The organism is Massilia sp. Soil_C_3 (assembly GCF_057657035.1).
In genome coordinates, this window is the sequence record NZ_JBDGJG010000001.1 from 243,967 (window position 1) to 261,329 (window position 17,363).

Below are 17,363 nucleotides of genomic sequence, written 5' to 3' on the forward strand. Positions count from 1 at the left end.
GATTGTTCCATAACAATTATTGGGATGATCATGGACAAACGATTTACTGGCGGTTTGGCAGCGATCCTTTTGGCAAGCATGGTGCCCGCCAAGGCTGGAAGCATCGTTCTCGATTTTGAAGCTTTTATTTCGCACAGCCAGATCGGCGATTTCTATAACGGTGGGCGCGACAGCCACAATCGCCAGGGCCACCATGACTATGGCCTGAGCTTTCGCAACGAGTTCATCATGCATACTCCGCGCGGCGCGTTTCTTGGCGGCCCAGTAGAGCTCACGATCGATCCGGCCAAGCTGCGCGCCGCTCTCGGCAGCGACAAGTACTATATTTCGTTTAACGCGGCGCGGTACGACGTCGATGGCGGCCCCGTCGGCGTTCTGTTTGAAGATGGATTCTATGAGCCCGCTACCTGGGTTTCCGGTAATGGCAATCCTTATTGTCCTGCGGACCCGAGTTTCTGTGGATTTCCACACCTTGGCACGATGGGCAGCTATGTCGTCTATTCGCCCTATGGCGAAGCCATGGCCACCCATATCCGTTTCAATACGGACCGCCTGGATAACCTCCAGTTTCACGCTTATACGGGAGGCGAGTTCATTCGTCCAGACCCAATCTACGGCGTGGAACCGCTTGACCGCGTGATTCCAGAACCGGCATCAATGGCCTTGCTGGGTGTTGGCATGCTGGGCTTGTTCATGCGCCGTCGGCGGACTTGATGCCGTGCTTCCAGCCGAAGCAGTATCCGGTACTGGAAGCCGTTCGTTCTGGAATCAGCAGGCTGCCAGCTTCCACACCAGCTTGTCCCTGCCTTTTTCCAGCAGCTGCACCTCGACGCCGTTCTTCACCGAGCGCGTGATCGTGACCGCGCGCGCGAAGTAGCCATACTCTGTCTTGAGCGCGTCCTTGCTCTCGGTCTGCTTCACCTCGGCGCGGTCGATCTGCAGCCGCAGGTTCTGCAGGATCTGCGCGTCCGGCCAGAGGGCCGACAGGGCGACGTGGCGGGTGCTATCGTCTTTATTTGCTTCAGGATAACGTCGCTCGCAGGCAGTTGCGGTGCCGGCATGCATCAGCGAAGCCAGGCACAACAGGCCTGCAGCCAGCCGGGGAAGCATTGAAAACTGGATGGTCATGGGTCGTGCTCGAAGTTATCAAGCGCTCATCGTAGCAGCAAGCGCAGCTGCTCGAAATCGATCGGCTTGGTCAAATGATGATCGAAGCCCGCGTCCAGCGCCAGCGTGCGGTCCTTGTCCTGGCCCCAGCCGGTGGCGGCGATGAGCGTCGTGTCCAGCCCGCGGGGCAGGGCGCGCAGGCGCCGTGCGAGTTCGTAGCCGTTGTAGTCGGGCAGCCCGATGTCGAGCAGGGCGACGTCGGGTGAAAATTCGGCCGCGACTTCCAGCGCGGCCGCCGCGGTGTGCGCCATGCGCGTCTCGCAGCCGAACAGTTCCAGCGCCAGCGCCATGGTCTCGGCGGTATCGAAGTTGTCGTCCACTACCAGCACCCGCTTGGCCGAGACCAGCGCGGTCGGCGCCGCCGTCGCTTCCGGCAAGGCGCAGCCGGCGATCAGCGGCAGGCGCAGGGTGAATTCGCTGCCCAGGCCGGATCCGGCGCTCTCGACCAGGATCGCGCCGCCATGCAGGTCGACGATGCCGCGCGCCAGCGCCAATCCAATGCCGAGCCCGCCTCTGGCCCGGTCGAGGGCGGGTTCGAGCTGGGCGAACATATTGAAGACGGCGCCCAGCGCGTCCGGCGGGATGCCGATGCCGTTGTCGCGCACGCGCAGCTCGGCGTGGCCGTCCGCGCAAGCGAGTTCGACGTCGATCAGGCCGCCGTCCGGCGTGTACTTGGCGGCATTGGCCAGCAGGTTGATGACCACTTGCGCCAGGCGGGTGGCGTCGCCGTCGACTACCAGCGCCGCATCCGGCACCGACAGGCGCAGCGTATGGCGCGCCGCCGCCATGGCCGGCGCCATGTCCTGGGCCGCGCCGCGCACCAGCGGCGCCAGGTCGAGCGGCGCGCGCCGCAGCCGCATCCGGTTCTGGGTGATGCGCGAAACGTCCATCAGGTCGTCCACCAGCTGCGTCAGGTGGCGCAGCTGGCGATCGAAGGCCTGCAGCAGGCGCTCGTCGGCGTTGCTGCCGTACTTGAGCTTGAAGACGTCGACCGCGCTGCGCATCGGCGCCAGCGGGTTGCGCAGCTCGTGCGACAGGGTGGCCAGGAATTCGTCCTTGCGCCGGTCGGCCGCCGTCAGTTGCAGGTTCAGCGCCTGCAACTGCAGGTCGGTCGCGCGCTGTGCCTCGAGCGCTTCCTCGGCCACCTTGCGCGCGCTGAGCAGGGCGTGTTCATAGGCGTGGCGCGCGCCCGACCTGAACACGGCCCAATGGTCGAGCCAAGCGCCGTCGGCGGCGGGGTGACGCACGATATTGAGCAGCACCGGCAGGTGCCGGCCGTCCAGGGTGAGCAGGTCGACCTGGACCTCGTTTACCGCGCCTTCGAGCTCCAGCAGCGGCACGCAGCGGGTGTGGTGGAACAGGCGGGCGCCGACCGACAGCAGGTCGCAGAAACGCAGCTTGCCGGTCAGGGCATCGGCTTGCGCCCCGAGCCAGGCGTGGATGGTTGCGTTGGCGCGCACGATCATGCCGGCGGCATCGGTCGCCAGCAGCCCGCACGCCGCCTGCTCATAAAAGGCATCGACGGCGGGCAGGGCGGCGTTCATCGAAGCCTAGCGCAGCGTTTGCGCGAGGAAGACGTCGATCGCGCGCGAGCTTGCGGTCGGCGCGCTCATGTGCGGGCAGTGGCCGACGTTGTCGATCACGGCCAGGCTGCTGTTGGGCAGGTTGCGGTGCAGCCATTCGCCGACCGTGCGCGGTGCGATCAGGTCGTCGCTGCACTGCAGGACCAGGGCCGGCACGGTCGACCTGGCCACGTCGGTCCGGTGGTCGGACAGGAAGGTGACGCAGGCGAAATGGCGCGCAATCTCGGGATCGTTGCGGCAGAAGCTGTTGGTCAGCTCCTCGCGCAGGTCGGGCCGGTTGGGGGCGCCCATGATGGCCGGGGCCAGGCTCTGCGACCAGCCCAGGTAGTTCGCTTCCATGGTGTCGAGCAGCTCGCCGATGTCTTCGCGGCTGAAGCCGCCGACATAGTCGCCATCGTTGATGTAGCAGGGGGAGGGACCAATCATGGCCTGGGCCGCGAAGCGCTCCGGCGCCGCGATGGTGGCCAGCATGCAGATCATGGCGCTGACCGAGTGGCCGACCAGCACCGTCGGTCCGATGGCGAACTCGTCCACGATCTCGAGCAGGTCGTCGGCGTGGCCGTGCAGCGACGCGTATTTGGCGCGGTCGTAGGCCGCCAGGTCGGAGCCACCGCAGCCCGTCAGGTCATAGGTGATGACGCGGAACCGGTCCTGGTAGCCGGGCGCGAGAAAGCGCCACATGGTCTGGTCGCAACCGAAACCGTGTGCAAACACCATCGTGGCCGCTCCCTGGCCGGTCACGTGGACGTTGTTGCGAGTCTTGACGGACATTAATGCCTTCTTCTAATAGGTATCGGGCACCCCATGCACGGAAAATAACATTTTTCAGCTGCAAAGTCAGCAAAAGCGGTCATGCAACAAGGGTGTAAAAGCCTCAGTCGCGCTCGTCGTTCTCATTTGTGCGGGTCAATTGCGGTATGACTTTGACCAGCAATATGCGCGGCCCGTTCATTTTCTTGACCACCACGTCGAAATGGGGGAACTCGATGCGCTGGCCCTGCTTCGGAATGTCGCCCAGTTTTTCCATCAGCAGGCCGCCGACCGACTCCACGTCTTCCAGCCCCATCTGCTCGTTGTCGATGTCGATCCCGAGCAGGCGTTCGAGCGAGAAGATCGGCAGGCTGGCCTTGCCGATATAGGTGCCGTCGGCCTGCTTGAGCCAGTCGTTTTCGTTCATCCGGAACTCGTCGCGGATCTCGCCCACCATCGCCCCCAGCAGATTGTCCAGGGTGACGAAGCCGACCGGGCGCTTGCCTTTCTCTCCGATCAGGGCGAAGTGCGGCGCGCCGCCGCGGAAGCGCCGGAAGATGTCCTGGGCCGGGGTGCGCGCCGAGATCGATTCGACCGGGCGCAGGAACTGCGTCAGGTCGGTGACGGGGCGGCCCGCCTGCAGCGCGAAATACAGGTCCTTCAGGTGGATGATGCCCAGCACCTCCTCGCCTTCCTCGTCGAAATACGGGTAGCGCGAAAAGCGGTTGCGGCGCACCGTTTCCAGGTTTTCCTCCAGCGAGCGGCTGGCGTACAGGGCGCTGACCTCGTTGATCGGGCGCATCAGCTCGGACACCTGCAGCGTGCTGAAGTCGAGCGACTGGGCCAGGATGTTGCGGTCGTCCTGGGTGATCTTCTCTCCCGGCGTGGTGGTGTTGGTATTGGTGCGCAGGATGAGCTTGAGCTCGTCGAGCGAGTAATGGGTGTCGTGGCCGCCGGCGCCGGCCAGGCCCGCCATGCGCAGCACGGTGTTGGCGCTGGCGTTCAGGACGTAGATCGCCGGATACATCGCCCAGTAGAAGGCGTACAGCGGCATGGCGCACCACAGGGCCACCGATTCCGGCAGCCGGATCGCCAGCGACTTGGGCGCCAGTTCGCCGACCACGATGTGCAGGAACGAGATTACCGAGAAGGCAACGACGAAGGACACGCCGTGGATCAGTTCCTCGGAGGTGACGCCGAGGAAGGCGAACACCGGCTCGAGCAGGCTGGCGAAGGCCGGTTCGCCGACCCAGCCCAGGCCCAGCGAGGCCAGGGTGATGCCGAGCTGGCAGGCCGACAGGTAGGCGTCGAGCTGGCCGTGGACCTTGGTCAGGATGCGTCCGCGCAGGCCCGTGGTCTTGGCGATCGCGCGCACGCGGGTCTTGCGCAGCGTGACGATACTGAACTCGGCCGCCACGAAGAAGCCGTTCAGCGCCACCAGGAAGAAGGCGAGAACGAGGAATAAGATGTTTTCCATACTGGTTTTGTATTAACAAAAGGCAAAGCCAAGGGGCATTGTACAACCTGGCCCGTCTTACCTCGCTTACTGCGCTCCCAGCGCTTCCTTGTGCACGGCGGCCAGGATGGCCTCGACCGCCGGATGCTTGATCTTGCGTTCGTTCGAGATCGCATAGAAGTGCTCGCGCACCTCGGGCACCCGGCCCACCAGCTCGGCGCCGAGCTGGATCTTGATGTCGGCCACCGGCGCCGCCGGAGTAAAGAACAGGCCCAGCCCGCGCCGGCCGAAGGTGTTGAGCAGGGCGTTGTCCTCGAACTCGCCGACCACGTCGGGCCGGATCGCGTGGCGCTCGAACCAGTCGTCGATCTTGCCGCGCAGGGCATTGTTGCGGGTCGGGAGCAGGATCGGCGCCCCGTGCAGCGAGGCCGGGAAATCCTTGCGGTAGTTCTTGGCCAGGGCCGGGGCGCCGACCACGAACATCTCGTTCTCGGACAGCAGGTGGCTGAACACGCGCAGGGTGGTCCCGGTCGGCACCGCGCGGTCGGTCAGCACCACATCCAGCTTGTGCAGGGCCAGGTCGCCCAGCAGGGCTTCGTACTCGTCTTCATGGCAGACCAGGCGCACCGGGATGGCGAGCTGGGTCGTGACCTCGAGCAGGCGGTAGGCGGTGAACTTGGGCAGCGAATCCGAGATGCCCACCGCGAGCCGGATGCGGGCGCTGTCCGAGGCGTCCAGCGCTTCCTGCATCTGCTCTCCGAGCAGGAAGATCTGGTCGGCATAGGACAGCGCGAGGCGGCCGGCCTCGGTCAGGTTCAGGCGCCGGCCTTGCTGATTGAACAGTGCCTTGCCAAAAGCCTGCTCAAGCAGGGTAAGCTGCGTACTGACAGTCTGGATCGCCAGGCCAAGGCGTTCGGCGGCGCGTGTGATGCTGCCTTCCTTGGCGACCACCCAGAAGTAATAAAGGTGACGGAAATTGGGTGGCGCGTGATTCATGGCTTCTGTTTTTCGGAAGTAATATTTCGATTATCTTCGCTTTTTCAATAAGCGCCAAGCTTTTACAATGCAGGTCGCCGACACCGTTGGCGCATAACTTATACAAGAGGGAAAAACTTATGAAGTACTTTACCTGGTCATTCATCGTGACCGCAGTCTGCCTGGCGCTCTCAGCGTGGTGGGGCTTCGAGCATGGCGGCATGAGCGCTGCGTTGACCGCGCTGGGCGTGGCGGCCATCCTGGCGGTGATGGAAGTCTCGCTGTCCTTCGACAACGCGGTGGTCAACGCCTCGGTGCTCAAGGGCTGGGACGAGTTCTGGATCAAGCTGTTCCTGGGCGTCGGCATCATCATCGCCGTGTTCGGCATGCGCCTGGTGTTCCCGCTGGTGATCGTGGCCGTGGCCGCGGACCTGGGCGCCATGGAAGTGTGGAACCTGGCGCTGACGGATCCGAAGGCGTTCTCGACCCACCTGACCAACCACCACGCCGAAGTGGCGGCCTTCGGCGGCATGTTCCTGCTGCTGGTGTTCCTGAACTTCATGCTGGACGACGAGAAGGAAACCCACTGGCTGGGCAACTTCGAAGCCAAGATCGGCGCGCTGGGCAAGGTGTCCTCGATCGCCGTCATGATCGCGATCGCGGCGCTGCTGTTCAGCATGACGTATGTTGACGAAGCACAGAAGATGGTCGTCCTGATCGCAGGTATGTGGGGCATCCTGGTCTATGTCGGTGTCGACATGCTCAGCAGCATGCTGGAAAAGAGCGAATCCGAAGCCGGCGCGGTCGGCGATGCGGTCAAGAAGGGCGGTATCGGCGGTTTCCTGTACCTCGAAGTGCTGGATGCCTCGTTCTCGTTCGACGGCGTGATCGGCGCCTTCGCGATCACCAGCGACGTCGTGATCATCATGCTGGGCCTGGCTATCGGCGCAATGTTCGTGCGTTCGATGACCGTTTTCCTGGTGCGCAAGGGCACGCTGGACGAGTACGTCTACCTGGAGCATGGCGCGCACTACGCGATCGGCATCCTGGCCGTGATCATGCTGGCGAGCATGAAGTGGCACGTGCCAGAGCTGATCACCGGCGGCGTCGGCGTGGCCTTCATCCTGGCTTCGCTGTGGAGTTCGCTGCAGTACAAGAAAAAGCACGCGGCGCTGGAAAGCGGCGTGTGATGAATAGCCGCTCCCGCCGGGAGCGGTGCAGGATCCGCGGCGAGCGGCAGAACACCAGCTCGCTGCGTTTGCAACCGGTGTTCATTTATTAGGAGATTTCATCATGGCAATCAGTCTGCAAAAAGGCGGCAACGTCAACCTGTCGAAAGAAGCGCCAGGCCTGACTTCGCTGAAAGTCGCCCTCGGCTGGGACATTCGCGCCACCGACGGCGCAGCCTTCGACCTCGACGGCGCAGTGTTCCTGCTCAATTCGTCGGGCAAGGTACGTTCGGACAGCGACTTCATCTTCTACAACAACCTGAAGTCGGCCGACGGTTCGATCGTCCACTCGGGCGACAACACCACCGGCGCCGGCGAAGGCGACGACGAGTTCGTCACCATCGACCTGACCAAGGTGCCGGCCGACGTCGACAAGGTCGTGCTTGGCGTGACCATCCACGACGCGGAAAGCCGCCGCCAGAACTTCGGCATGGTCGGCAAGGCCTTCATCCGCTGCGTCAACAACGCCACCAACCAGGAAGTCGCCCGCTACGACCTGTCGGAAGACAGCTCGACCGAAGCGGCGATGATCTTCGGCGAGATCTACCGCAACGGCGCCGACTGGAAGTTCCGCGCCATCGGCCAGGGCTTCAACGGCGGCCTGGGGCCACTCGCCCGCAACTACGGCGTGAACGTTTAAGGTAATGTAGGGGCGGTCCATAAAAACCGCCTCATGAAAGGGAGCCAAATGCCAGTATTTACCGTGACCGGGGACGTCGATCCCTTCCTGCATGTGTCGATGAAGCAGGGCGAGACCATCTATTGCGAATCCGACGCGATGGTGATGATGGAATCGACCCTCGATCTCAAGGGCAAGATGAAGGGTGGACTCGGTAGCGCGCTGATGCGCACCTTCGCCAACGGCGAGTCGTTCTTCCAGCAGCACATCGAAGCGACCCGCGGCGAGGGCGACTGCCTGCTGTCGCCGACGCTGCCGGGTGCGATGCAGATCGTCGACGTCGGTCCGAACAACTACATCATCAGCGATGGCGCCTTTGTCGCGGCCACGTCCGGCGTGGACCTGCGGGTGCGCACGCAAAGCCTGGGCAACGCCCTGTTCGCGCAGAGCGGCGGCTTCTTCGTCACCGAGACGGGCGGCCAGGGCCAGGTGGTGGTGTCGGGCTTCGGTTCCATGTCGGTGCTCGATGTGGAGCCGGGCAAGGATGCGATCATCGACAACTCGCACGTGGTGTGCTGGGACAGCACCCTGCGCTACGAGATCTCGATCACGACCGGCACCAGCGGCGGCTTCCTGGGTAACCTGATCAACAGCCAGACCAGCGGCGAGGGCATGGTCCTGCGCTTCTCGGGTCGTGGCAAGGTCTATGTCTGTTCGCGTAACCGTACTGCATTCAAGGCCTGGATGCAGGCGCCCGCAAAATAAGGAGCTATAACGATGTCAGTCAATCTGCAAAAGGGACAGAAGATTTCCCTGGACAAGGAAGGCGGCGGTGGTCTCTCCCGCGTCACCATGGGTCTCGGCTGGGATGCGATCAAGTCGAAGGGCTTCTTCGGTTTCGGCGGCGGCAAGTCCGAAGCCGTCGACCTGGACGCCTCGGTGGTGTTGTTCGACGAATCGAACAATGCGATCGACACGGTCTGGTTCCGCCAGCTCAAGAGCCGTGACGGCAGCATCGTCCACACGGGCGACAACCGCACCGGCGCGGGCGATGGCGACGACGAGCAGATCAGCGTCGACCTGAACGCCGTGCCGGCCAACGTCAAGGCACTGGTGTTCACGGTGAACAGCTTCACCGGCCAGAATTTCTCGACCGTCGAGAACGCGTACTGCCGCCTGATCAATGCCGCGAACCAGCAAGAGGTTGCGCGCTTCAACCTGTCGGTGACCGGCACGCACTCGGCCCAGATCATGGCCAAGCTGTACCGCCATGGCGGCGAGTGGAAGATGCATGCGATCGGTGAGAACGGCAATGGCCGTACCTTTGACGATCTGATGCCGCAGATTACCGTGCACCTGTAATCGGCAGTGTCGCGGTAATCATGGAACCGGGGCTGCGTGCCCCGGTTTTTTATTCTATCGACAGCACGAGGCAGTTTCTGCATAATGAGAATGTTTCTCATTCTCAAATATCCACAGATCAGTCGCTGCGATATCTGCCCGGCCTGCGCCGACAGTGTCAGCAACGATGCCTGGCTTATACCGTGCTCGAGCGCTACTACCGTGAATTGCTGAACTTTTGCGCGCGCATGGTGCGAGACCCGCACGCCGCGGCGGATGTCGTGCAGGAGAGTTACGCGCGCGTGCTGGCCGTGCGCAACTCGGGGCAGGCGATGCCGGAGCCGCGGGCGCTGCTGTACCAGACGGCGCGCCGCCTGATCATCGACCGCCACCGGCGCCAGGCTGTGCGCGAGCATGACGATATCGACGCGCTTGCCGACGACGCGCAAGCGGCGGCGCCGTCGCACCTGGAACCGGAGTCGCTGTATGCCCACGAACAGCATGCGCGGGCCATCGTCGCGACGATCGAGGCCTTGCCGCCACGCTGCCGCGAGGCATTCGTGCTGAACCGGTTCGAGGGCCTGTCTCACCAGGAAGTGGCCGACCACATGGGGATCTCGAAGAATATGGTGGCGCAGCACATCATTCGCGCCGTGCTGGCGTGCAAGGCGTGCGAAGATGCCTTGAATGGCGCGCCACTGCCAGGGAAACAAGAAAAATAGCCATGGTCTTACAATATTCGACCTCATGCCCGCGCCGTCTCGTGCGTCTCCAGTCATGAGAGGCCTTCATCCCATGCACCGAACCGATCCGACACCGCCCGTGCCGCCCTTGCCCGACCCGGCAGGGGAAGATGCGCTGTATGCGGCGGCCGCCGAATGGCAGGTGCGCCGCCAGGACGGATTGAACGACGACGAGGAAGCCGCATTCCAGGCATGGCTTGCGGCCGACGACAGACGCCAGGCGGCCTACGCCCGGATGGACGACGTCTGGCGTGGCCTGGGGGAGCTGCCCACTGCCGCCGTCGCGCAATTGAGCGTGCCGTCGCGCGCCGTGCCGGCATCCTCCCGCGAGCCGGCCCGGCGCGGCTGGCTGCAAGGGGGGCTCCAAGCATGGCGCGACCTGGCCCGTCCGATGGCCACGGCGGTGCTGGCGGTCGGCGTACTCGGCGCGGGATGGCTGGGTTGGCAGCATTGGCAGGCGCAGCCGCTGTTCAGTGAGGTCTACGCCACAGCGCGCGGCCAGTCGATGGACGTCACCCTGCCCGACGGCAGCGTGCTCAAGCTCGATACCGCCACCCGTGTCGAAGTCACCCTCTACCGCGACCGGCGGCAAGTGCGCCTGCCAAAGGGGCAGGCCATGTTCACGGTCAGGGCCGATGCCGCGCAGCCTTTCGACGTGCTGACCGAACAGGTACGCGTGACGGTGGTCGGCACCCGTTTTTCGGTACGCAATACGCGTGCCGGTCTGGGCCAGGACAGTGTCGCGGTCCAGGTGGAGTCCGGCCGGGTACGTGTCAGCATGCTGGAAGGAGGGCGCCCATCCGGCGCGCCGGTGCTGCTGGGCGCTGGCCAATACGTCCAGACCGGAGCGGCCGGCCAGCTGGCGGCGGTGGAGACCAGGCCCACGCGCGGCGCCATGCTGTGGCGCGAAGGACGGGTCAATTTCAATAACACGCCGCTGGCCCAGGCGGTGGCGGAGTTCGAGCGCTACGGCGCTACGCGCCTGGTGATCAGGGACCCGGCGGTGGCCGCGCTGCGCGTCAACGGCAGCTTCGACTTGCGCCGGGCCGATGCCTTCGGCAAGGCCTTGCCCCTGGTATTGCCGGTACGGCTGCTGCGCGCCGGCGGCGAGACAGAAATCGCGGCCGCACAGGCCGCGTCGAAAAAATAGTTCGAAAATAGTGAAATAGCACCTCAAGCGGCATGCATCCAATGCGTCTCCATTGATAGTGATTCCTATTTACTATCTTGGAGATGACCCGCATGCAGCACCCCCGTTTCAATCCGGTCCCCCTGGTCTGGAGCCTTGCCACTGTGTTCGCCACTCTGCTTTGCAGCCCCGTGCACGCCCAGGCCGTGCCGGCCACTGCAACCTTCGCCGTCACGCTGCCGGCACAACCGCTGGGGACTGCGCTCAATGAGCTGGCGCGCCAGGGCCGCTTCCAGCTCATCGCCCACCCTGACCTGGTTGCCGGTAAAACCGCGCCGACCGTGTCCGGCACGCTGACGGCACACCAGGCGCTGGAGCGCCTGCTGGCCGGCTCGGGCCTGATGGCGTCGATGGAGGGCGGCGTGGTGGTGATCAAGGCCGCCCCCAGGGAGGTGACGCGGGTGCTGCCCACCGTCACGGTGACCGCCAACGCCCTGCGTGAAACGCCGACCGGCCAGCTCGCCGGCTATGTGGCGCGGCGCAGCGCGGCCGGCAGCAAGACCGACACCGCCATCATCGACACGCCGCAGTCGGTGTCGGTGGTCACCAACGACGAATTGCGTCACCGCCAGGCCGAGACCTTGACGCAGGCGCTGAACTACACCCCCGGTTTTACCGGCCCGCCGACCAGCTTCGGTCGCACCGCCGACCGCTTCCGCATCCGCGGCATGGATGTCGAGTCGGCCACCGGCGGTTCGATGCGCGACGGCCTGCGCCTGCAGAGCAACTCGTATGACGGCACCCAGGAGCCGTTTGGCCTGGAGCGGGTCGAGGTGCTGCGCGGCGCGGCCTCGGTGCTGTACGGGCAGCTGTCGCCCGGCGGCGTCGTCAATGCGGTCAGCAAGCGGCCCGTGAAGGGGCGACTGCGCGAGATCGGCATCCAGGCCGGCAATCACGATCGCAAGCAGGTAACGGCCGACCTGAGCGGCCCGGTAGCGGGCGCCGGCGCGCTCGACTACCGGCTCACCCTGCTGTCCAGGAACAGCGAAACGGCGCAAGACTACATCAACGACGACAAGCTGTATATCGCGCCGTCGCTGACCTGGCACGCCGGTGAGGACACCACGCTGACCCTGCTCTCGTTCTACCAGAAGACCCGCACCCGCTTCCCGGCGCCGCTGCCGTATCAACTGGTGGAAAGCGTGGCCACCGGCCCGGTGCGTATCGGCCGCCACGACTTCATCGGCGAGCCAGGCTACGACAAGATGCACGGCGACATGCATGCCTTCGGCTACGAGCTGGCACACCGCTTCAGCGACAACGTCAAGCTGAGCCACAAACTGCGCTATTCCGAATCCGAGGTGGCCTGGAATTATCTACAGGCCCAGACCTCGGCCGCGGCCATCCAGGCGGCCAGCCGGACCGGCCTGCTGGCGCGCCAGTACAGCGACCGCCGCGAGCGCGCGCGCAACATTGCCAGCGACACCAGCGTGGAGTCGACCTGGGACTGGCTGGGCATGCGCCACGTGCTGCTGGCCGGTGTCGATGCCTACCGCATCACCTATGACTCGACCAATTTTCGCGGCAATGCCCCGGCGCTCGACTTGCTGACCCGCAACCACGGCCAGCCGGTCGTGGTCAACCGCGCGACCAGCGTCGATCGCGGCTCGCGCATCCGCACGCTCCAGAAAGGCGTCTATCTGCAGGATCAGATCAGCGTCGACCAGCACTGGACCGCGCTGCTGGGAGCGCGCCGCGACTGGGCCACGCAGGACCAGACCATGCACCGCAACCAGGCCACGCTGGACAAGGACGACGCGGCCACCACATGGCGCGCCGGCCTGGTCTACAAGACCGACACCGGCCTGGCGCCTTATGCCAGCTACAGCGAGTCGTTCTTCCCGGTTACGGCAGCCGACGCGGCAGGCACCGCGTTCAAGCCCACCCGCGGCAAGCAAGTCGAAATGGGCGTGCGCTACCAGCCGGAAGGCAGCAATATGCTGCTCAGCGCCGCCGTATATGACCTGACGCAGACCGATGTACTGAAGTACGACGCTGCGCAGGACCTGTATCGCCAGGCCGGCGAGGTGCAATCCAAGGGCTTCGAACTGGAAGCAAAGGCGGCGCTGAGCCCCGCCATCAGCCTGATCGCTTCCTATGCCTACACCGACGCCCGCACGACCCGCAGTACCATCGCCAGCGAAGTCGGCCAGCGCAGCGAGGACACGCCGTTTCACCAGGCTGCGCTCTGGCTCGACACCAGCTTCGCGGCCCTGGGCCTGCCGAAGCTGAAGGCGGGCGGCGGCGCGCGCTACAAGGGCGCGACACAGGCGTCCGGCATGACCGTGGCCATGCCCGGCTACACGCTGTTCGACGCGATGCTCAGTTACCGGTTCAGCCGCTACTGGGAACTGTCGGCCAACCTCAATAACCTGGGCGACAAGAAGTTCGTCTCCTGCGAATACGCCATCTGCCATTATGGCGATGAACGCCGGGCCACGGCGACGCTGACCTACCAGTGGTGACCGGCGTGGGCAGATCCTCGCGCGGCGCGCTGCTCCTGCTACACCGGTACATCGGCCTGCTGCTGGCGCTGTTCCTGGCGCTGGCCGGCATCACCGGCAGCCTGCTGGCCTGGAACGATGAACTGGAAGCCGCGATCAGCCCGCAGCTGTTCCGGGTGCAGCCGCCGGCGCCGTCCAGCGCACGGATCGATCCGGTGCGGCTGCATGCGATGGTGAGGGAGCGCTATCCCGACGCCTTCGTGGCGCGCCTGCCGCTGGAGTACAGCGCAGGGAGCTCGGTGCTGTTCGCCTTGAAAGGCAAGCGCCTGGCCAATGACCAGGTGTTCGTCGACCCGTACACCGGGCGCATTCTCGGCGAGCGCATGTGGGGCGATATCGGGCAGGGACGCAAGAACCTGATGCCGTTCATCTACCGCCTGCACTATGCGCTGGCGCTGGATGGCCCGGGCCTGTTCATCTTCGGCGTCGTGGCCCTGCTGTGGAGCGTCGACTGCTTCATCGGCGCCTGGCTGACCCTGCCCCCGCGGCGTGCCGGTCCCTTGCCATCGTGGTGGCGGCGCTGGTGGTCGTCCTGGAAGCTGCGTGGCGGCAGCGCCTATAAATTCAGTTTCAACCTGCACCGGGCGGGCGGCTTGTGGACCTGGGCGCTGCTGTTCATACTGGCGTGGAGCTCGGTCGCCTTCAACCTGCCGCAGGTGTACGAGCCGGCGATGCGCTCGCTGTTCGCCCACCAGCGCGGCATGGAAGCCTTCCCCAGACTGCCGGCGCCGAAGATGGCGCCGGACATCGGCTGGGAGCAGGCCTTGCCCGCCGCGCGCGGGCTGATGGCGGGGCAGGCGCGCGCCCTGGGTCTGCAGGTGGAGGCGGAAAAGTCGCTGCTGTACGATCCCGCGCGCGGCATCTACCGCTACGACGTGCGCACCAGCCGCGACATCCGCCATCGCGGCGGCCATACCCGGCTGGTGATGGATGGCGACAGCGGTGCGTTCAGGGGCCTCTGGCTGCCGACCGGCGCGGCCAGTGGCGATACCATCACCACCTGGCTCACCACGCTGCACATGGCGGCGCTGGGAGGATGGCCGGTCCAGCTCTTGATCTGCGCACTGGGCCTGGGAGTGACCGCGCTCGGCGTGACGGGCATACTGATCTGGCTGAAAAAGAGGAGGGCGGCGCGGGTGGTGCGGCCGGTGCGTCGTGCGCGCTTGAGCTGAACCTTTCTGGTTGACAAAGCGCACACACATCGTTAGTGTATCAATCAACTAATACACCAATACGCGATGAGCAGCCACACACCCCAACTATTCTCGATCGTCCCCGGATCGACCGCGCCGATCTACCGGCAACTGGTGGACCAGGTGCGGCGGCTGGTGGCAGGCGGCCAACTGGCGCCGGGCGATGCGCTGCCGTCGGTGCGTGACGTCGCGCTGCAGCTCGCGGTCAACCCGATGACGGTCTCGAAGGCCTATGGCCTGCTTGAGCTCGAAGGCGTGCTGGAGCGCCGGCGCGGCGTCGGCATGCTGGTCGCCAGCGGCCAGCGCAGTGCAAGCGACGCCGGCGAGCGCCTGGCGCTGCTGCGTCCGACCCTGGAGCGCGCCGCGCGCGAGGCGCGCGAACTCGAGCTCGACCCCGACACTGTTCTCTCCCTTTTCAAAGACATCCTGAAGGAATCACCATGACCGCACTCCCGATCCAGATACGCGGCGTCGCCAAGCGCTTCGACAGCAAGCCCGTCCTCGATGGCCTCGACTGGGAAGTCGGGCAGGGACAGGTGATCGGCCTGCTGGGACGCAATGGCGCCGGCAAGTCGACCCTGATGGAATGCCTGCTGGGCCTGCGCGAGATCGACGGTGGCAGCATTGCGCTGTTCGGTGAATCTCCCGACGCGCTGTCGGACGCGACCCGCGCCCGCATCGGCTATGTGCCGCAGAAGTCCGAACTGTTCGACTGGATGACGCCGCTGCAGATGCTGGATTACTTCAAGGCGCTGTATCCGCGCTGGAATGACGCCAAGGTCGAGGGCCTGCTGGGCCGCTGGGGCATCGATCTCGCCATGCGCAACAAGCCGATCCGGCGGTTGTCGGGCGGCGAGCAGCAGCGCCTGTCGATCGTCCGCGCGCTGGCCCACGATCCCGAGCTGCTGGTGCTCGATGAGCCGGTGTCGGCGCTGGACCCGGCCGGCCGCCGCGATTTTCTGACCGAGCTGATCGACGGCGTCATCGAGCGCGGCACCACCGTGGTGTTCTCGACCCATATTCTCACCGACCTGGAGCGGGTGGCGCTGGACGTCGCCTTCCTCAAGAACGGCCGCATCGTGCTCGAAGGCGACCTGGACGATCTGCTCGATGGCGCCGCCGGCCACGTGCCGCCTGGTACGCGCGTGCCGTCGAACCTGGAAGACCTGTTCATCGAGGTGACGCGGTGAGCGCGCGCCTGGCCTTGTATGGCCTGCTGTGGCGGGCGGCGCTGGCGCAGACGCACCCGTATGCGCACCGGATCGTCCTCTGGCTGACGCCAGTCCTGTCGCTGGCGGCGGCGGCGCTCGCCTGGAAGGTGTATGGCCTGGCGACTGCGGCAAGCTGGGGCGTGAATGCGCTGTGCAGCATGGTCCTCCTCACCTGGACCTGGGGCTTTCTGCCCGGCGCCTTCAAGCTCAATTCCCCCGCCAACGCCCAGCTGACACCGGTGATGCGTGGGCGCCTGCTGGAACTGGCCGTGGCAGTGTGGTTGCTTTGCATCGCCGGCCTGGCGCTCGCCAATGCAGGCAGCGCGTCGGACGTCGTCCTGCGCGTGGTCTGGTGGATGCTGGCATCGCTGGGACTGGCGCTGGCGGCCACTGGCAGCGGCGCCGGCTCGGTAGTGGTCGTCGCGATCTGGCCCCTGATGGGATTGCCATCCTTCATACCGGACCGGGTGCACGCCATGATGGCCCATCCGGCCTTCCTGCCGCTGCTGGCGCTGCTGCTGGTGGCGCCGGGCCTGGCAACCATCCGGACGATCTTTCCGCGCGCGGGCGACCGCCATTGGCGCCAGCTGGAAAAGCGCAATATATGGCGTGACAAGGATGCGTTCCGTAATCGCGAGGACGGCCGCCTCATGCGCTGGTGGCAGGCCCGCTCGTTGCGCCGGGCGAGCGGACGCCGCGACCTGGGCGCCATGCTCCTGCACGGCAGCGGCCCCGGCTTGCAGGTAGGCGGCATCGTGCTCGGCATCGCAGGCGTGGGTCTGCTTGGCCTGCTGCTGGTGGGTCTCATGCACCTGGGCGGCTACTCCCAGGCGGCCGAACTGGCGCAGAAGATGGGCTGGATGTGGAGCCTGTTGCCGCTGTTCCTGTTTCAGATGCACGCGCTGCTGCTTGCGAGCCTGGCGGAGGCGCCCGCCGGCCAGTCCCTGCTCAGGCTGGCGCCAGCCATGCCCGCCACCGCGCCGCGCTTCAATCGGCTCCTGGCATCGAAGGTGTTGCGCAGCAGCATGGCGGCCTGGGCGATGGCGGCGGCCACGGCGCTCGCATGCAGCGCTCTCACCGGCGCCGGCGTGGACGAGTTGCTGATGGTGGCTTGTCTGAGCGGCCTGGTCCTGCCGACCCTGATCCTGCCGCTGCGCGACCATGCGCGCCGGTCGCGCTGGAATTCGGTCCTGCAATGGCTGCTCGTGATGGCGATCGCCGGGGCATGCCTGCTGGTGGGCGTGTTCGGGCGTGCCATCCTGGGATTGCCGGTTTTTTCGACTGCTGCGGTATTTGCGGTATTGCTGACCGCCGTCGTGACGGTGCGCCGCTACGGTTCCATGATCCGGTCCCCATTCGCACTTCCGGCAGGAAGGCTGGATTGATCGTCGAAAGTCACGCCG

The 17,363-nt window shown here is 65.3% G+C and carries 17 protein-coding genes; 12 read left to right on the forward strand and 5 right to left on the reverse strand.

What is annotated here, in order from left to right:
* The first annotated feature begins 30 nt into the window (after window positions 1-30).
* Window positions 31-714, forward strand: coding sequence for a PEP-CTERM sorting domain-containing protein (locus AC3A6F_RS01140; RefSeq protein WP_487678144.1), 684 nt, complete (start codon window positions 31-33; stop codon window positions 712-714).
* A 54-nt stretch (window positions 715-768) separates the two neighbouring features.
* Here the strand turns inward: AC3A6F_RS01140 and AC3A6F_RS01145 are convergent, their stop codons facing one another.
* From AC3A6F_RS01145 to nhaR, 5 genes are all read right to left on the reverse strand, one after another.
* On the reverse strand, window positions 769-1,128 hold the full coding sequence (locus AC3A6F_RS01145; protein ID WP_487678145.1) for a hypothetical protein: 360 nt from the start codon (window positions 1,126-1,128) through the stop codon (window positions 769-771).
* 26 nt (window positions 1,129-1,154) lie between these two features.
* Entirely contained in the window at window positions 1,155-2,711 is a 1,557-nt protein-coding gene (locus tag AC3A6F_RS01150) for a hybrid sensor histidine kinase/response regulator (RefSeq protein ID WP_487678146.1), read from the reverse strand.
* A gap of 6 nt (window positions 2,712-2,717) precedes the next feature.
* The gene (locus tag AC3A6F_RS01155; protein WP_487678147.1) at window positions 2,718-3,521 is read right to left on the reverse strand and encodes an alpha/beta fold hydrolase; all 804 of its coding nucleotides are present in this window, start codon (window positions 3,519-3,521) and stop codon (window positions 2,718-2,720) included.
* A 103-nt stretch (window positions 3,522-3,624) separates the two neighbouring features.
* Window positions 3,625-4,977 carry a hemolysin family protein gene (locus AC3A6F_RS01160; RefSeq protein ID WP_487678148.1) on the reverse strand — a complete coding sequence of 451 codons (1,353 nt, stop codon included), beginning with the start codon at window positions 4,975-4,977 and terminating at the stop codon, window positions 3,625-3,627.
* A gap of 66 nt (window positions 4,978-5,043) precedes the next feature.
* The gene (gene nhaR, locus AC3A6F_RS01165; RefSeq protein WP_487678149.1) at window positions 5,044-5,952 is read right to left on the reverse strand and encodes a transcriptional activator NhaR; all 909 of its coding nucleotides are present in this window, start codon (window positions 5,950-5,952) and stop codon (window positions 5,044-5,046) included.
* A 119-nt stretch (window positions 5,953-6,071) separates the two neighbouring features.
* Here nhaR and AC3A6F_RS01170 point away from each other — a divergent pair, with 119 nt between their 5' ends.
* From AC3A6F_RS01170 to AC3A6F_RS01220, 11 genes are all read left to right on the forward strand, one after another.
* Window positions 6,072-7,121: a DUF475 domain-containing protein gene (locus tag AC3A6F_RS01170; protein ID WP_487678150.1), complete on the forward strand. Its 1,050-nt coding sequence runs from the start codon at window positions 6,072-6,074 to the stop codon at window positions 7,119-7,121.
* 103 nt (window positions 7,122-7,224) lie between these two features.
* Entirely contained in the window at window positions 7,225-7,800 is a 576-nt protein-coding gene (locus AC3A6F_RS01175) for a TerD family protein (protein ID WP_487678151.1), read from the forward strand.
* Window positions 7,801-7,848: 48 nt separating this feature from the next.
* Window positions 7,849-8,544: a TIGR00266 family protein gene (locus AC3A6F_RS01180; protein ID WP_292033523.1), complete on the forward strand. Its 696-nt coding sequence runs from the start codon at window positions 7,849-7,851 to the stop codon at window positions 8,542-8,544.
* A gap of 12 nt (window positions 8,545-8,556) precedes the next feature.
* Window positions 8,557-9,141: a TerD family protein gene (locus AC3A6F_RS01185; RefSeq protein WP_487678152.1), complete on the forward strand. Its 585-nt coding sequence runs from the start codon at window positions 8,557-8,559 to the stop codon at window positions 9,139-9,141.
* Window positions 9,142-9,323: 182 nt separating this feature from the next.
* Window positions 9,324-9,842: an RNA polymerase sigma factor gene (locus AC3A6F_RS01190; RefSeq protein ID WP_123069956.1), complete on the forward strand. Its 519-nt coding sequence runs from the start codon at window positions 9,324-9,326 to the stop codon at window positions 9,840-9,842.
* Window positions 9,843-9,915: 73 nt separating this feature from the next.
* Window positions 9,916-11,013, forward strand: coding sequence for a FecR family protein (locus tag AC3A6F_RS01195; protein WP_487678153.1), 1,098 nt, complete (start codon window positions 9,916-9,918; stop codon window positions 11,011-11,013).
* Between the two features lie 92 nt (window positions 11,014-11,105).
* Window positions 11,106-13,517 (forward strand): TonB-dependent siderophore receptor, encoded by a 2,412-nt coding sequence (locus tag AC3A6F_RS01200; RefSeq protein ID WP_487678154.1) that lies wholly within the window; start codon window positions 11,106-11,108, stop codon window positions 13,515-13,517.
* Between the two features lie 5 nt (window positions 13,518-13,522).
* Window positions 13,523-14,728, forward strand: a complete 1,206-nt coding sequence (locus AC3A6F_RS01205; protein ID WP_487678155.1) for a PepSY-associated TM helix domain-containing protein — start codon at window positions 13,523-13,525, stop codon at window positions 14,726-14,728.
* 66 nt (window positions 14,729-14,794) lie between these two features.
* Window positions 14,795-15,193 carry a GntR family transcriptional regulator gene (locus AC3A6F_RS01210; protein WP_123069952.1) on the forward strand — a complete coding sequence of 133 codons (399 nt, stop codon included), beginning with the start codon at window positions 14,795-14,797 and terminating at the stop codon, window positions 15,191-15,193.
* Window positions 15,190-15,939, forward strand: a complete 750-nt coding sequence (locus tag AC3A6F_RS01215; RefSeq protein ID WP_487678156.1) for an ABC transporter ATP-binding protein — start codon at window positions 15,190-15,192, stop codon at window positions 15,937-15,939. The genes AC3A6F_RS01210 and AC3A6F_RS01215 overlap by 4 nt, the downstream gene beginning before the upstream one ends.
* Window positions 15,936-17,345, forward strand: a complete 1,410-nt coding sequence (locus AC3A6F_RS01220; RefSeq protein ID WP_487678157.1) for a hypothetical protein — start codon at window positions 15,936-15,938, stop codon at window positions 17,343-17,345. Before AC3A6F_RS01215 ends, AC3A6F_RS01220 begins: the two co-directional genes overlap by 4 nt.
* Window positions 17,346-17,363: the final 18 nt, after the last annotated feature.

What these genes read in the sequence shown, in the direction of transcription:
- AC3A6F_RS01140 (WP_487678144.1), top strand. Translation starts at nt 31, where the DNA reads ATGGACAAACGATTTACTGGCGGTTTGGCAGCGATCCTTTTGGCAAGC.
- AC3A6F_RS01145 (WP_487678145.1), bottom strand. Translation starts at nt 1,128, where the DNA reads ATGACCATCCAGTTTTCAATGCTTCCCCGGCTGGCTGCAGGCCTGTTG.
- AC3A6F_RS01150 (WP_487678146.1), bottom strand. Translation starts at nt 2,711, where the DNA reads ATGAACGCCGCCCTGCCCGCCGTCGATGCCTTTTATGAGCAGGCGGCG.
- AC3A6F_RS01155 (WP_487678147.1), bottom strand. Translation starts at nt 3,521, where the DNA reads ATGTCCGTCAAGACTCGCAACAACGTCCACGTGACCGGCCAGGGAGCG.
- AC3A6F_RS01160 (WP_487678148.1), bottom strand. Translation starts at nt 4,977, where the DNA reads ATGGAAAACATCTTATTCCTCGTTCTCGCCTTCTTCCTGGTGGCGCTG.
- nhaR (WP_487678149.1), bottom strand. Translation starts at nt 5,952, where the DNA reads ATGAATCACGCGCCACCCAATTTCCGTCACCTTTATTACTTCTGGGTG.
- AC3A6F_RS01170 (WP_487678150.1), top strand. Translation starts at nt 6,072, where the DNA reads ATGAAGTACTTTACCTGGTCATTCATCGTGACCGCAGTCTGCCTGGCG.
- AC3A6F_RS01175 (WP_487678151.1), top strand. Translation starts at nt 7,225, where the DNA reads ATGGCAATCAGTCTGCAAAAAGGCGGCAACGTCAACCTGTCGAAAGAA.
- AC3A6F_RS01180 (WP_292033523.1), top strand. Translation starts at nt 7,849, where the DNA reads ATGCCAGTATTTACCGTGACCGGGGACGTCGATCCCTTCCTGCATGTG.
- AC3A6F_RS01185 (WP_487678152.1), top strand. Translation starts at nt 8,557, where the DNA reads ATGTCAGTCAATCTGCAAAAGGGACAGAAGATTTCCCTGGACAAGGAA.
- AC3A6F_RS01195 (WP_487678153.1), top strand. Translation starts at nt 9,916, where the DNA reads ATGCACCGAACCGATCCGACACCGCCCGTGCCGCCCTTGCCCGACCCG.
- AC3A6F_RS01200 (WP_487678154.1), top strand. Translation starts at nt 11,106, where the DNA reads ATGCAGCACCCCCGTTTCAATCCGGTCCCCCTGGTCTGGAGCCTTGCC.
- AC3A6F_RS01210 (WP_123069952.1), top strand. Translation starts at nt 14,795, where the DNA reads ATGAGCAGCCACACACCCCAACTATTCTCGATCGTCCCCGGATCGACC.
- AC3A6F_RS01215 (WP_487678156.1), top strand. Translation starts at nt 15,190, where the DNA reads ATGACCGCACTCCCGATCCAGATACGCGGCGTCGCCAAGCGCTTCGAC.